This window comes from Streptomyces sp. NPDC048277 (assembly GCF_040652235.1).
Lineage (GTDB): Bacteria > Actinomycetota > Actinomycetes > Streptomycetales > Streptomycetaceae > Streptomyces.
The window spans coordinates 151577-166052 of sequence record NZ_JBEZLQ010000002.1 but is presented as its reverse complement, the minus strand read 5'-3'; the positions used below and the strand labels follow the sequence as shown (position 1 = coordinate 166052).

Sequence of the window (14476 nt, the reverse complement as noted above, 5' to 3'; positions counted from 1 at the left end):
ATCGAGAGGTTTTGCCCCTCAACCCTTTGATCGATCATCGATCAGGGAGTTAGAGTCGCCGACGGGCTCGCACCCGGGCCCTCAGCCCTGTCCTGCCAAAGACCAAGGGCACCCCGAAGAACCCCTTACCGATGAGGGAACCCCCTTCGACTGAGGAAGGCGGCGACATGACCGACCCCCAGGCCATCCAGCCGAGCGCGCTCGACCAGCTCCCCGACCGGGACCCGGAGGAGACCGCCGAATGGCAGGCCTCACTCGACGCCGTGGCCAGGGAGGCCGGGCCGCACCGCGCCGCGTACCTGATGCGCCGCACGCTGGAGCGCGCCGAAGCGGACGGCATCGCGCTGCCGAAGCTGCTGGAGACCGACTACGTCAACACCATCCCCACCGCCGCCGAGGCCGCCGTGCCCGGCGACGAGGAGATGGAGCGGAAGATCACCGCGTGGAACCGCTGGAACGCGGCCGCGATGGTCACCCGGGGCAGCAAACACGGCGTCGGCGGCCACATCGCCACCTTCGCCTCCGCGGCCTGGCTGTACGAGACCGGCTTCAACCACTTCTTCAAGGGCAAGGAGGGGGACGGCTCCGGTGACCAGCTCTACATCCAGGGCCACGCCTCCCCCGGCATCTACGCCCGCGCGTTCCTCGACGGCCGGCTGACCGAGGCGCACCTCGACAACTTCCGCCAGGAGGCCGGCGGCAACGGCCTCCCGTCGTACCCGCACCCCCGCCGCCTGCCCTGGCTGTGGGAGTTCCCGACGGTGAGCATGGGCCTCGGCCCGCTCTCGGCCATCTACCAGGCCCGCTTCAACCGGTACCTGACGGCCCGCGGCATCAAGGACCTCACCTCCTCGCACGTCTGGGCGTTCCTCGGCGACGGCGAGATGGACGAGCCCGAGTCGACGGCGGCGCTCGCACTCGCGTCCCGCGAGGGCCTGGACAACCTCACCTTCGTCATCAACTGCAACCTGCAGCGTCTCGACGGCCCGGTCCGCGCCAACTTCAAGATCGTGCAGGAGCTGGAGGCCCAGTTCCGCGGCGCGGGGTGGAATGTCGTCAAGAGCCTCTGGGGCACGGCCTGGGACGAGCTGTTCCAGCTCGACACCACCGGGGCCCTCGTCCGCCGCCTCCGCGAGGTACCGGACGCCCAGGTGCAGACGTACCAGACCCGCGACGCCGCCTACATCCGCGCCGACTTCTTCGGCAAGGACCCGGCGCTCGCCGAGATGGCGAAGCTGCTGAGCGACGACAAGATCCTGGAGTGCTTCCACCTCTCGCGCGGTGGTCACGAGGCGCGCAAGGTCTACGCCGCTTACAAGGCCGCCGTCGAGTTCAAGGGCGCGCCGACCGTGATCCTGGCCCAGACCGTCAAGGGCCACACCCTGGGCGAGGGCTTCGCGTCGAAGAACGCCAACCACCAGATGAAGAAGCTGACGGTGGACGAGTTCAAGACGATGCGGGAGCTGCTGGAGCTGCCGATCCCGGACAGCGCCTTCGTCGACGGTGTGGTGCCCTACGGCCACCCCGGCGCCGACTCCCCCGAGGTCCGCTACCTCCAGGAGCGCCGCGCCGCCCTCGGCGGTCCCGCCCCGGCCCGCCGTACGCACGCCCTGGCCCCGCTGCCCGCCCCCGCCGACAAGGCCTTCGCCTCCTTCGACAAGGGCTCCGGCTCGCAGAACGTGGCGACGACCATGGCCTTCGTCCGGCTCGTCAAGGACCTGGTCCGGGACAAGGAGACCGGGAAGCGCTGGGTGCCGATCGTCCCGGACGAGGCGCGCACCTTCGGCATGGAGAGCCTGTTCCCGTCGCTGGGCATCTACTCGCCCAAGGGCCAGACGTACGAGCCGGTCGACCGCGACCAGCTGATGTACTACAAGGAGGCCAAGAACGGCCAGATCCTCAACGAGGGGATCACCGAGGCCGGTTCGATGGCCGACTTCATCGCCGCGTCCACCGCGTACGCGACGCACGGCGAGGCGATGATCCCGTTCTACATCTTCTACTCGATGTTCGGCTGGCAGCGGACCGCCGACCAGATGTGGCAGCTCGGCGACCAGCTCGGCCGCGGGTTCCTGGTGGGTGCGACGGCCGGTCGTACGACGCTGACCGGCGAGGGGCTCCAGCACGCGGACGGCCACTCCCCCGTCATCGCCGCGACCAACCCGGCCGCGCTGTCGTACGACCCGGCGTTCGCCTACGAGATCGCGACTATCGTCAAGGACGGTCTGCGCCGGATGTACGGCGAGCCGGCCCCCGGCGAGGACCCGAACGTCTTCTACTACCTGACCGTCTACAACGAGCCGCTCCCGCAGCCCGCGAAGCCGGCCGGGCTCGGTATCGACGAGGGCATCGTCAAGGGCCTGTACCGCTTCAACACGGCGGAGTCCGCGGGCGTGACCGTCCCGGCCAACGCCCCGCGCATCCAGCTCCTCGGTTCCGGTACGGCGATCCACTGGACGCTGAAGGCGCAGCGGCTGCTCGCCGAGGAGTGGGGCGTGGCGGCCGACGTCTGGTCGGCGACCTCCTGGACGGAGCTGCGCCGGGACGCGCTGGAGGCCGACGCGGCCCTGCTGCGCGGCGAGGAGCGCGTCCCGTACGTCCGCCAGGCGCTGCAGGGTGCCGAGGGCCCGGTGCTGGCCGTGTCCGACTACATGCGCCAGGTCCCGGACCAGATCGCGCAGTGGGTGGAGCAGGACTGGTCCTCGCTGGGCGCGGACGGCTTCGGTCTCTCCGACACCCGTGACGCGGCCCGCCGGCACTTCGGCGTCGACGCCGAGTCGATCGTCGTGGCGGCGCTGGCCCAGCTGGCCAGGCGCGGCGAGGTCAAGGCGACCGCGGTGAAGGAAGCGCGGGAGAAGTACGGGCTGTAGGCGGATCGGCTGTCGCTTCGCCCAGTTCGGCACCGCCGGACCGCAGCGTTGTGGCTGGGCGCCGTCGCGGCGGGGAAGGACGACCGGGTTTCGACCCCGGCGTCCGTCCCCCACCGCGGCGGCGCTCTGCCGCGACGGCGGTTTCCGGCGGTGCCGGTCTGCGTCCGGCCCACGCCGCCGGTGCGCCCCGGCATCATGAGACGCATGCGCGCCGCCCGTCTCATCAAAATGGTGCTCCTCCTCCAGACCCGGTCCGCCATGACCGCCGGCGAACTCGCCGCCGAGCTGGAGGTGTCCGAGCGGACCGTCATACGGGACGCGCAGGCGCTGTCGGAGGCGGGGGTGCCGGTGTACGCGGACCGGGGGCGCGGGGGCGGGTACCGGCTGGTCGGGGGGTACCGGACGCGGCTGACGGGGCTGGGGCGCAGCGAGGCCGAGGCGCTGTTCCTGAGCGGCGTGCCCGGCGCGTTGCGGGAGATGGGGCTGGAGGACGCCGCCAGTGCGGCCCGGCTGAAGGTGTCCGCCGCGCTGCTGCCGTCCCTGCGCGACGCGTCCCGTACGGCCGCGCAGCGGTTCCACCTCGACGCGCCCAACTGGTTCACCGAGCCGGAGACCCCCGCGCTGCTGCCCGCGGTCGCCGACGCGGTGTGGGACGACCGGCGGGTCGTCGCGCGCTACCGGCGCGGGGAGTCGGAGGTACGGCGGGAACTGGAGCCGTACGGGCTCGTCCTGAAGGCCGGGGTCTGGTACCTGTGCGCACGGGTCGCGGACAGCGACTCCTACCGGGTGTACCGCATCGACCGGTTCAGCTCCGTGGAGGCCCGTGAGGAACGGTTCGGGCGGGACGAGGAGTTCGACCTGCCCGGGTTCTGGGACCAGCGCGCGGAGCAGTTCGCGCGGTCGCTGCTGCACGCCGAGGTGGTGGTACGGCTGTCCGCGATCGGCGTGCGCAGGCTGTCGTACGCCGTCGATCCGGTCGCCGCGCGGCAGGCGCTCGCGGGCGCCGGGACCCCGGACGAGCGGGGGTGGGTGACGGTGACCCTGCCGGTGGAGAACGCGGAGGTCGCGCACGGCCAGCTGACCGCGCTGGGGCCGGAGGCCGAGGTGCTGGCGCCACCGGAGCTGAGGGCCCGCTTCGCGGTCGACGCGGCACGGCTGGCGGCGCTCTACGCGCGGCCGGGTGACGGCGGATAACAATCCGCACCACTCCGCGTGCGCCCCCGGCGCACAGGCACGATGCTGGACCCGTGATGGACGAGACGGAGTTCTGGGAGCTGGTCGACGCCACCCGCGAGGCCGCCGAGGGCGACCCCGAGGACCAGGCGGACCTGCTCGTCGACCGGCTGCTCCAGCTGGAGCCGGACCTGGTCCTGGACTTCGCCCGTCACTTCGAGGCCCGCTACAACCGCGCCTACCGCTGGGACCTGTGGGGTGCCGCCTGGGTCCTGCTCGACGGGGCCAGCGACGACGCGTTCGACTTCTTCCGGTGCTGGCTGATCGGCCAGGGCCGGGACGTCTACGAGGGCGCCGTGCACGACCCGGACGCGCTGGCCGAGTTGCTGGACGACTTCGACGAGGAGGTCGACGGCGACGGCGAGGAGCTGGGGTACGCGGCGGACGAGGCGTACGAGCAGCTCACCGGGACCGTGGCGCCGGACCTCGGCATCGCTCCCGCGCCCTCCGAACCGGAGGGCGCCCCGGTCGACTTCGAGAACGAGCGGGTGCTCGCCGAGCGGTTCCCCAAGCTGTGGGACCGCTTCAAGGAGTGAGCCCGTCAGGAAGCGGTCGTCACACGGGGCTCACGCGGCGGTACGGCGACGGGTCAGGTCCGTCGGGATGTACGCCTGCGTCTGCTCGGCCTTGACCGCGTGGTGCATCGGCGCCGCGTTGGCCTGGTCGAGGGCGGACGCGGTGACCGCGGCCGGGCCGAGGACGACCGTCACGACCGCGCAGACCACGGCCCAGGGGCCCCGGGACGACCTGACCCAACCGGCCTTCTCCGCGCTCTCCGTACGGGCTTCGGTACGACTGCTGTTCATGATCCCCACCTCCAGTCGGCTGCTGATGTCCATGACAGTAGGACGCGGGGATCTGAGCAGCCTGCGTGCCGCCTATGGCGTTCCTGTGGACACTGCGGCGGGTGTTCCCCGGGGGGTTCGCGCCGGAGTCGGCGGCACCCGCCCCTGCAGCCGGGCCGCCGTCTGCCTGATCTCCGGGAGGTGGGCGGTGAGGGCGGCGCCGGGGCAGTTGGTCCGGTAGCCGTCCTGGTGGCCGGCGACCGCGGGCAGGGCGACGGCGGTGCCCTCCTGGTAGCGGCTGAGGCCGTTGCTGGAGACCAGGTGGGCCGTGCCGCGCGGGTCGACGTCGGACAGGCCGAGCTTCCAGGCGGCGAGGGCGGCGATCGAGTCGGTCATGGCGCGTGGCACGGGTGCCCCGGCAGTGAAGGTGCCGAGGGCGGCGATGCCGGCGGTGCGGTGGTTGAAGCCCTGGGTGTGGGCGCCGGTGACGGCACGCTCGACGCCGCCCGCGCGGCCCTCGTAGATGGTGCCGCAGCGGTCGACGAGGAAGTTGTAGCCGATGTCGTCCCATGCGCGGTCGCCGGTCTGGCCGGTGTACAGGCGGCGGATGATCTCGGGCGCCTGGGCACAGGAGTAGCCGTTGGGCGAGTCGGTGTGGTGCACGAAGACGGCGACGACCCGGTCGTCGTAGCGCGGCGGCGGCTGGGTGCGGCCGACCGTGGCGTCCAGCCAGACCGAGCGCGGCACGATGCGCGGCCGGGGTGCCCGGTACCGGCCGGCGGGGCTGGCGGGCGCGGGCGCGGCGAGGTGGATCGCGACCGTGCGGTCGACGCCCTGGGCGGACAGCACCAGCGCGAGGACGGCGGTGAGGCCGGGGAGACAGCCGAGCAGCGTCAGGAGGGTGATCCTGGTGCGCCGCCCCGCTCTGGGGAAGACACGCATGGCACCCACTCTCGGGTTGATCCACCGGGCCCGCGATGTGTGGTGTGCCACCTGGTGGAACCATCGTCCCGGTCCGGGGCGTTTTAGGGGGTACACGCGTGCGTGGCCTGTTCCCGAGGTTCCCGCGCGCGGGAACTGATCACTGGACCTGTCCCGGCCGTATTAAGGGCACCGAGAGAAAGGCGGCTCCGTGGACGTGCTCGACCTGGTGGTCGTACTGCTGGTCCTCGTCTACGCGACATCCGGTTACCGGCGCGGGCTGGTGGCCGGCTGCGTCTCGCTGGCCGGGTTCGTCGGCGGTGCGGTGATCGGCGTGTGGGTGCTGCCGTGGGTGATGGAACTGGTCACGCGCGGGTCGGCGACGGCGACCGTGGTCGCGGTGCTGACGGTGCTGGTGCCGGCGGTGGTGGGGCACGAGCTGGCGGGGCGGCTGGCGCTGCGGCTGCGCCGCGAGCTGGACCAGGGGCCGCTGCGGGTGGCCGACGGGATCGGCGGGGCGGTCGCCAACTCGGTGGCGGTGCTGATCGTGGCCTGGGTGGCGGCGAGCGTGCTCGGCGCGTCCTCGTCGCCCGCGGTGACGACGGCGATACGGGACTCGAAGCTGCTCGGCGCGGTGCAGAACACCATGCCGGACACCACCCCGGTCTGGTTCTCGCGGGCCACCTCGGCGCTCACCGAGGCGGGCTTCCCGCAGGTCTTCAACCCGTTCGAGAACGAGTCGACGGCCCAGGTCGCCAAGCCCTCCGGGGACAACGTCACGGCGAGAGCCACGAACGCGGCCAAGCGCAGCACGGTCAAGATCGAGGGGTCCTCCGGCACCCAGGGCCGCGAGGGCAGCGGGTTCGTGTACGCGCCGGAGCATGTGATGACCAACGCCCACGTGGTGGCCGGCATCGACAACCCGACCGTGCGGATCGGCGGGGTCGGACCGGCGTACGACGCGTCGGTCGTCCTGTTCGACCCGGACCGGGACGTGGCGGTGCTGTACGTGCCGGAGCTGCGTGCGCCGGTGCTGAGGTTCGACACCACCGCGGCGCGCGGCAACTCGGCGGTGGTCGCCGGGTATCCGCAGGACGGCGACCTGAACCTGCAGGCGGCCACGGTGGCGAACAGGGTGCGGGCCACGGGGCAGAACATCTACAGCGACTCGATGGTGACCCGGGAGATCTACTCGATCCGCTCCACGGTCCGCCCCGGCAACTCCGGCGGCCCGCTGCTGACCACGGGCGGCAAGGTGTACGGCGTGGTGTTCGCCCGCTCCACGTCCGACAACGAGACGGGGTACGTCCTGACGGCCGGCGAGGTGGCCGGCGACGCGCAGCGCGGGGCGGACGCGACCCGGCCGGTGGACACCGGCGACCTGATCACGTCCTGACCGTCACACCGTCCGCCCCATGAGCACGTCGTCGACGTACCGCCCGTCGAGGAGGAACTCCTCGGGCAGCACGCCCTCGACGGCGAAGCCCTCGGCCTCGTACAGCTTGCGCGCCGGGGTGTTGTGCCCGAGGACGCGCAGGGTGAGCCGTCTGGCGCCGTGCCTCCGGGCCTCCTCGACGGCGGCCCGGAGGAGGATGCGCCCCACGCCCCGGCCGCGCGCCTCCTCGGCGACGGCGAGGCCCTGCACCTGGAGCACATGCGCGTTGGCGGCGACCGGGGTGGGACGGGCGAGCCGGATGTAGCCGACGATCCGCCGGTCGAGCTCGGCGACCAGGAACTGGTCCGGGGTGTGGCGCTCGTCGAAGTACGGCGGATACGGCGGCTGCGGCTCGGGGGTCACCGCGTGCAGGGTGGACCAGGTGACCCGGTCGAGGAGCGCGAGTTCCTCCTCGTCGTCGGGCAGGGCGGTGCGTATGTACGGATCTGCCATGCCGTCACCTTAGGGGGTGCCCGGCGGATCCTGTCGGCGTCGCGGGCCCTGGCACGCACTCCCCCAGAGGGGGCACCCCCAGCGGCGTTGTCGTCACTCGCCGACGTCCCCCAGCCTTCGGCCGGGAGGTGCCCCCACCGCATCGCCCGCCGCGGCAGCGGCTGATGGGCTACGCCTCCTCCGCCTTGCAGCCGCACGCACCAGACCCCGCTCCCGGTCGGCCAAGAAGCGCTGCTTCTCTCAGCCGACCTGATCCGCCAGACACCCCCTAAGCCGGGCCGCGCCGGGGGCCCATCGGGTTTTCCGTCGTGGGCGCGGGCATGCTGGGGCGCATGGAACGTTCTCGTATCGCGGTGGCCGGTGCGTCCGGCCTCATCGGCAGCGCCCTGGTGCGGTCCCTGCGGGCGGACGGGCATGAGGTGGTCCGTCTGGTGCGGCGCGCGGCCCACGGCGCCGGCGAGGTCTGCTGGGACCCCGAGGGACAGTACGTGGACACGGCCGGGCTGGCCGGCTGCGACGCGGTGGTGAACCTGGCCGGGGCCGGGATCGGCAACCGGCGCTGGACGCCCGCGTACAAGCGCGAGATCCGGGACAGCCGGGTCCTCGGCACGGCCGCGCTCGCCGAGGCCGTGGCGGCGATTCCGGAGCCGCCGCGGGTGTTCGTGAGCGGCAGCGCGATGGGCTTCTACGGCGAGACCGGCGACCGGATCGTGGACGAGGACGCACCGCCCGGCGACGGCTTCCTGCCCTCCCTCTGCGTGGAGTGGGAGGACGCGGCGGCGCCGGCGCAGGAGGCGGGCGTACGGACGGTGTTCCCGCGCACGGGCCTGGTGGTCGCCCGCGGCGGCGGGGCCTGGGGCCGGCTGTTCCCGCTCTTCCGGGCGGGACTCGGCGGCCGGCTGGGCGACGGCGGCCAGTACTGGTCGTTCATCGCGCTGCACGACGAGGTGGCCGCCATCAGGTTCCTGATGGACACCGAGGGCCTGGCGGGCCCCTTCAACCTCACCGCGCCGCACCCCCAGACGAACCGTGAGATCACCGCGGCGATGGCCCGGGTGCTGCACCGCCCGGCCCTCTTCCCGGTGCCCGCGCCCGTGCTGCGCGCCGCGCTGGGCGAGCTGGCGGGGGATGTGCTGGGCAGTCAACGGGTGGTGCCGAAGCGGCTGTTGGAGTCGGGGTTCACGTTCGCGTTCCCGGGCATCGAGGACGCGATCCGAGCGGCCTGACGACACCTGTGACCGTATGCGACCGTTGTGCGACCGTGCCCTGTTCATGCGCGACTGCCCTTGACCGATCACCGCCTTAACCTCGACCCGAACTCGGGTATCCCCGGAGCCGGTTGGGGGCATCACGTCTCCACCGGACGCGCAATCGAGGAGGGGCCTCGTGCATGAGCCCGCGTACCAGGCGGACGTCGTCATCGTGGGAGCCGGTGTCGCCGGACTCTCCGCGGCTCATCGGCTGAACAGCGCAGGAGTAACGACCGCGGTCCTGGAGGCCGCCCCTTACGTCGGCGGCCGGATGTCGACCGAGAAGGTCGACGGCTTCCGGCTCGACCGGATCGGCCAGCTCCTGTCCACGTCCTACCCGGAGCTACGCCTCACGCCGGGACTGGACGCCCTGGTTCTGCGCCGGTTCGCGCCCGGCGTGCTGCTGCATCGCGACGGGCGCAGGCACCGGGCCGGCGCTCCGGCGGGCGGCGGTAGCGCGAGGGGCGCACTGTATGCCGTGCGCGCCCTGGCAAGCGCCCCCAGGGGCTCGGCGGTGGCCCCGGCACGGGCGACCGCGCCGATGGGGGGCGCGGTCGACCAGGCACGCCTGGGCGCGGCGCTGGGCCGTATCGCCGCCACCCCCGTGGAACGGCTCCTGGCCCGCCCCGAACTCCCCGCCGCGCACGCCCTCGCGGAGCGCGGGGTGCCCGCCCGCACGATCGACGGCTTCCTGCGTCCGCTGCTCGCGGCGCTGCTCTGCGACCCCGGTCTGACGACGTCCAGCCGCTGCGCGGACCTCGCCCTGCGCTCCTTCGCGAGCGGCCGCCTGTGCGTGCCGGAGGGCGGCGCCGAGGTCCTCCCCGACCTCCTCGCCCGCGCCCTGCCGCCCGGCACGGTTCACACGGGCGTACGGGTCACCTCCGTCTCCACCACATCGGTGACGACCGCCGAGCACGGCGAGATCCGCTGCCGGGCGGTGCTCCTCGCGACCGATGCCCGAGCCGCCGCCGAACTGCTCCCGGGGCTGCGCGTCCCGGACTTCCACCAGGTGACGGTGGTCCACCACACCACGGACGACCCGGTGACGCTCACGACCGGCACGTCGCTCCTCCTGGACGCCGACCGCAGCGGCCCCGTCTCCCACACCTCGGTCGTCAGCAACATCGACCCGAGCCGGGCCCCGCAGGGCCGGGCCCTGATCTCCTCGACGGTCCTGGGCACGCCCCCCTCGGACATCGACACGGCGGTCCGTATGCACCTCTCCCGCCTCTACGGCACGTCGACGCGCCGCTGGGAGACCCTCGCGGTCCACCACACCCCCGAGGCGATCCCGGCCATGCGCCCCCCACACGACCTCCGCCGCCCGGTCCGCCTCCTGGCCGGCCTCTACGTCTGCGGCGACCACAGGGACACCAGCACGGTCCAGGGAGCCCTGCATTCGGCCCACAGGGCAACGGCGGCGATATTGGCGGACCTGGACGCATCGGGTTCGTTGAACAGGGCGGAACCAATGCAACGCCGAGCGGCGTAAGCGCCCCTCCAGGGGCGCGGGGAACTGCGCGACAAGCCACGACGGCGCAGCACCAGACACACAACCGAAACCGCCAACGGCGGGTGGCCGACGCCCGGCTCGGCACCGCCGGACAACACCGCCGTGGCTGACCACCGTCGCGGCGGGATGAGGTGAGCGGCAGAGAAGAGCGGAGGTGCTGGGAGGAAGGGAAGGGCGGAGAGTCGAGCCGAGTCGAAAGTCGGCTCGCCCAGTCCAGCAGCCCGTCGTCCAAAGCCGAGCACAACGCCCGGCCCGGCAACACGACGGCCACAGCCCGGCCAAGCGCCCGCACCGTGGCCGACGGCCCAAGCCCAGCGCCCCGCGCCCCGCGCCCCGCGCCCTAGCCCAGCGCAGCGACCTTGTCGCGGTACCCCTTGACCGGTGCTGCGTCCTTGTACGGCTCCAGTCGGCGTTCGAAGTCCTTGACGTACTCCGTCGCGCGGACCGAGCGCATCTCGGCCGCCGCCCCCGCCGCCTCCACCCCGAGCGCGCATGCCTGGTCGAGTTCGCCGAGGCCCAGGCGGGCCGTGGCGAGGACGACGCGGCAGAAGAGCCGGCTGCGGGCGTAGGAGGGCGCACGGAGCTGCAGGGAGCGTTCGGCGTGCTGCGCGGACGCGCGGAACTGCTGCAGGTCCCGGTGGCAGTGGCCGAACTCGTCGGCGAGCTGGGCCTCGTCGAAGAACCGGGCCCAGTAGGGCACCTCGTCGCCGGGTCGGGCCGCCTCCAGCGCGCGCTCCGCGCGGACCAGCGCGCCCGTGCACGCCCGCACCTCGCCGAGGACCCCGTGGGCGCGCGCCTCCGCCGCGTGGAGGAGCGCCTGGACGACCGGTGGGGCGCTGGTGCCGACGCCCTGCTGGGCCACCCGCGCCAGTTGCACCGCCTCCCGGCCGTGGCCGAGGTAGACGGCCTGGCGGCTCATGGTGACCAGGACGTAGGAACCGTAGGCCCGGTCCCCCGCCGCCTGGGCGAGCCGCAGGGACTGGACGAAGTAGCGCTGGGCGAGACCGTGCGCCGCGATGTCGTACGACGTCCAGCCCGCGAGCCGGGTCAGGTCCGCGGCCGCCCCGAACAGTCTGCGGCCGGTCTGCTCGCCGTACATGCCGCGCAGCATCGGCTCGCACTCGTGTTCCAGGTAGCGCACCAGGGCCTGCCGGGCGTGTCCGCCGCCGTACTGGTCGTCGAGGGAGCGGAACAGTTCGCCCACCGAGCGGAGCGCGGCGATGTCGCCGCCGGTGACCTTCTGGCCGGGTCCGCGCTCGGCCTGCCCGCGCGGGCGCCCCGGCAGGGCCGGCTGCTTGGGCGCCCCGGCGGGGCGGAGCTGCGCCGGCACCCGGGCGGCGGCGACCGGCGCGGCCGGCTCACCGCGGGCCACCCTGTCGTCCGCGCGGCCGATCAGCCAGTCCCGGCTGGGCACCACGAGCCCGGCCGGGGTGAACGCGATCTTGCGGAGCTCGGCATGGCTGCCGGAGTCCTTGCGCCACAGCCCGCTGACGATGTCGACGGCTTCCTCGGGGGTCGCCGCGAACTCCAGCCCGGCGTACACCGGGGCGCACGCGTCGAGGCCGAGGTCCTGGGCGGTCAGCCGGCGGCCGAGACGCCGGGTGAAGACCTCGGCGATCAGGGCGGGGGTGGTGCCCCGGGGCTGCTGACCGCGTAGCCACCGGGTGACGGATGTCTTGTCGTATCTGAGATCCAGGCCGTGTTCGAGACCTAGCTGGTCGACGCGACGGGCCAGACCCGCGTTGGAGAACCCTGCTTCTGCGATGAGCGCGGCGAGCTGTCGGTTGGGGGTGCGCTGCGCGGGTCGGTCCGTCATCTGCGGTGCGGTCTCCTGCCTTCTGGGCTCAGCTGGGTCGCTTGTGCCCGGATTGCCGGTGAGCAGCCCTTTTGGCGCTCATGGACGGCGCGAATGTAGCGGAGAGTGAGCAGTCGATCGCACACTTCGACGTTCATTCATCCGATCGTGTGAGGATTGCCCCCAGGGCTGACGCGCGCCGGGCGGACGTACAGTGGCTTGGGCGCGTTACGTGCCTGACGCATTTATCGCCTTGTCGCCGAGGGAGGCGCTTGCCGTGAGTGAGTTGCGGTTCGTCCGCATGGGGTTCGGCGCGGATGCCGTCGAGTACCAGGAGGCGTGGGACGAGCAGCGCCGGGTGCACGCGGCGCGGTTCGCCGACGAGGTCCCCGACACGGTGCTGCTGCTCGAACACCCCCCGGTGTACACGGCGGGCCGCCGCACCGCGGACAACGAGCGACCGCTCGACGGCACCCCGGTCGTCGACGTGGACCGCGGGGGCAAGATCACCTGGCACGGCCCGGGCCAGCTGGTGGGCTACCCGATCCAGAAGCTCCCCCGCCCGGTGGATGTGGTCGCGCATGTACGGCGGCTGGAGGAGGCGCTGATCCGCGTCTGCGCGGAGTTCGGCGTGGAGACCACCAGGGTCGAGGGCAGAAGCGGTGTATGGGTCCTCGGCGACCCGGTCGAGCAGCGGCCTGTGCTCGGCGGACTCTCCCTCGACTTCGACCCGCGGCTGCACGACGAGGAGTTCGACCCGCGTCTGAACGGCCCGGAGTACGCGCCCTCCAACGCCGGCCAGCGGCGCGAGGACCGGAAGATCGCCGCGATCGGCATCCGGGTCGCCAAGGGCGTCACGATGCACGGCTTCGCGCTCAACGTGAACCCGGACAACAAGTGGTTCGACCGGATCATCCCGTGCGGCATCCGGGACGCGGGGGTGGCCTCGCTGGCGGCCGAACTGGGCCGGGACATCACCATCGAGGAGGTCCTGCCGGTGGCGGAGCGCCATCTGAGGGACGTCCTGGAGAACGCGGAGCTGAAGCCGAGGGTGATCGAGAAGGCATCGGCGGCATAAACCGGCCCGCCCGGCACTTGACCACAAAGGCAGCCTCCGGCGGGGCCGTCACCAGCGCCGGGCATGCAAATCCACGGGCGTACCCTTGGGAACGCCGAAGAATCAATCGCTAGGGAGCCGGTCGTGTCCGCAGTCTCACCCGACGGACGCAAGATGCTGCGCCTGGAGGTCCGCAACAGCCAGACCCCCATCGAGCGCAAGCCCGAGTGGATCAAGACCCGGGCGAAAATGGGCCCCGAGTACACGAAGATGCAGAACCTCGTGAAGAGCGAGGGCCTGCACACGGTCTGCCAGGAAGCCGGCTGCCCGAACATCTACGAGTGCTGGGAGGACCGCGAGGCGACCTTCCTCATCGGCGGCGACCAGTGCACCCGGCGCTGCGACTTCTGCCAGATCGACACCGGCAAGCCCGAGGCGCTGGACCGCGACGAGCCGCGCCGCGTCGGTGAGTCCGTGGTCACCATGGACCTGAACTACGCCACCATCACCGGCGTCGCCCGCGACGACCTGGCGGACGGCGGCGCCTGGCTGTACGCGGAGACGGTCCGGCAGATCCACCAGCAGACGGCGGAGCGCGCGGACGGCCGCACCAAGGTCGAACTCCTCGCCCCCGACTTCAACGCGGTCCCGGAGCAGCTCGCCGAGGTCTTCTCCGCCCGCCCCGAGGTCTTCGCGCACAACGTCGAGACGGTCCCCCGGATCTTCAAGCGCATCCGCCCCGGCTTCCGCTACGACCGCTCGCTCAAGGTCATCACGGCCGCCCGCGACTACGGCCTGGTCACCAAGTCCAACCTCATCCTCGGCATGGGCGAGACCCGCGAGGAGGTCAGCGACGCGCTGCGCCAGCTGCACGAGGCGGGCTGCGAGCTGGTCACCATCACGCAGTACCTGCGCCCGAGCGTCCGGCACCACCCCGTGGAGCGCTGGGTCAAGCCGCAGGAGTTCGTGGAGCTGAAGGAGGAGGCCGAGCAGATCGGCTTCTCCGGTGTGATGTCCGGGCCGCTGGTCCGCTCCTCCTACCGGGCCGGGCGGCTCTACCGGATGGCCGTCGAGAAGCGCGGCGCCTTCGTCGCCGTACAGGCGGTCTGACGACCCGGCGACAGCCCGTGGCGCCGAGCGTGTGAATTCGCGCACAAGCTGCTA

At 72.5% G+C, this 14476-nt stretch carries 12 protein-coding genes; 8 read left to right on the top strand and 4 right to left on the bottom strand.

What is annotated here, in order from left to right; genetic code table 11:
- The first annotated feature begins 167 nt into the window (after nucleotides 1-167).
- From aceE to AB0D85_RS05415, 3 genes are all read left to right on the top strand, one after another.
- Nucleotides 168-2870: a pyruvate dehydrogenase (acetyl-transferring), homodimeric type gene (gene aceE, locus AB0D85_RS05425; protein ID WP_362313941.1), complete on the top strand. Its 2703-nt coding sequence runs from the start codon at nucleotides 168-170 to the stop codon at nucleotides 2868-2870.
- A gap of 204 nt (nucleotides 2871-3074) precedes the next feature.
- Nucleotides 3075-4064, top strand: a complete 990-nt coding sequence (locus tag AB0D85_RS05420) for a WYL domain-containing protein (protein ID WP_362313938.1) — start codon at nucleotides 3075-3077, stop codon at nucleotides 4062-4064.
- Between the two features lie 56 nt (nucleotides 4065-4120).
- Nucleotides 4121-4639: a DUF4240 domain-containing protein gene (locus tag AB0D85_RS05415; protein WP_362315174.1), complete on the top strand. Its 519-nt coding sequence runs from the start codon at nucleotides 4121-4123 to the stop codon at nucleotides 4637-4639.
- 30 nt (nucleotides 4640-4669) lie between these two features.
- Here AB0D85_RS05415 and AB0D85_RS05410 read toward each other — a convergent pair whose 3' ends face one another.
- Nucleotides 4670-4909 carry a hypothetical protein gene (locus AB0D85_RS05410; RefSeq protein ID WP_362313935.1) on the bottom strand — a complete coding sequence of 80 codons (240 nt, stop codon included), beginning with the start codon at nucleotides 4907-4909 and terminating at the stop codon, nucleotides 4670-4672.
- Between the two features lie 72 nt (nucleotides 4910-4981).
- On the bottom strand, nucleotides 4982-5830 hold the full coding sequence (locus AB0D85_RS05405; protein ID WP_362313933.1) for a peptidoglycan recognition protein: 849 nt from the start codon (nucleotides 5828-5830) through the stop codon (nucleotides 4982-4984).
- Between the two features lie 190 nt (nucleotides 5831-6020).
- Between AB0D85_RS05405 and AB0D85_RS05400 the strand changes: the two genes are divergently transcribed.
- Complete coding sequence (locus AB0D85_RS05400; RefSeq protein ID WP_362313931.1) at nucleotides 6021-7205, top strand: MarP family serine protease; 1185 nt, start codon at nucleotides 6021-6023, stop codon at nucleotides 7203-7205.
- Between the two features lie 3 nt (nucleotides 7206-7208).
- Here the strand turns inward: AB0D85_RS05400 and AB0D85_RS05395 are convergent, their stop codons facing one another.
- Entirely contained in the window at nucleotides 7209-7697 is a 489-nt protein-coding gene (locus tag AB0D85_RS05395; protein ID WP_362313929.1) for a GNAT family N-acetyltransferase, read from the bottom strand.
- A gap of 332 nt (nucleotides 7698-8029) precedes the next feature.
- Here AB0D85_RS05395 and AB0D85_RS05390 point away from each other — a divergent pair, with 332 nt between their 5' ends.
- The gene (locus tag AB0D85_RS05390) at nucleotides 8030-8923 is read left to right on the top strand and encodes a TIGR01777 family oxidoreductase (RefSeq protein WP_362313926.1); all 894 of its coding nucleotides are present in this window, start codon (nucleotides 8030-8032) and stop codon (nucleotides 8921-8923) included.
- Between the two features lie 160 nt (nucleotides 8924-9083).
- Nucleotides 9084-10439, top strand: coding sequence for an NAD(P)/FAD-dependent oxidoreductase (locus tag AB0D85_RS05385; protein ID WP_362313923.1), 1356 nt, complete (start codon nucleotides 9084-9086; stop codon nucleotides 10437-10439).
- Between the two features lie 361 nt (nucleotides 10440-10800).
- Here the strand turns inward: AB0D85_RS05385 and AB0D85_RS05380 are convergent, their stop codons facing one another.
- Complete coding sequence (locus tag AB0D85_RS05380; RefSeq protein WP_362313920.1) at nucleotides 10801-12276, bottom strand: regulator; 1476 nt, start codon at nucleotides 12274-12276, stop codon at nucleotides 10801-10803.
- 256 nt (nucleotides 12277-12532) lie between these two features.
- Between AB0D85_RS05380 and lipB the strand changes: the two genes are divergently transcribed.
- Complete coding sequence (gene lipB, locus AB0D85_RS05375) at nucleotides 12533-13333, top strand: lipoyl(octanoyl) transferase LipB (RefSeq protein ID WP_362313917.1); 801 nt, start codon at nucleotides 12533-12535, stop codon at nucleotides 13331-13333.
- 123 nt (nucleotides 13334-13456) lie between these two features.
- Nucleotides 13457-14422, top strand: coding sequence for a lipoyl synthase (gene lipA, locus AB0D85_RS05370; RefSeq protein ID WP_362313914.1), 966 nt, complete (start codon nucleotides 13457-13459; stop codon nucleotides 14420-14422).
- Nucleotides 14423-14476 lie beyond the last annotated feature (54 nt).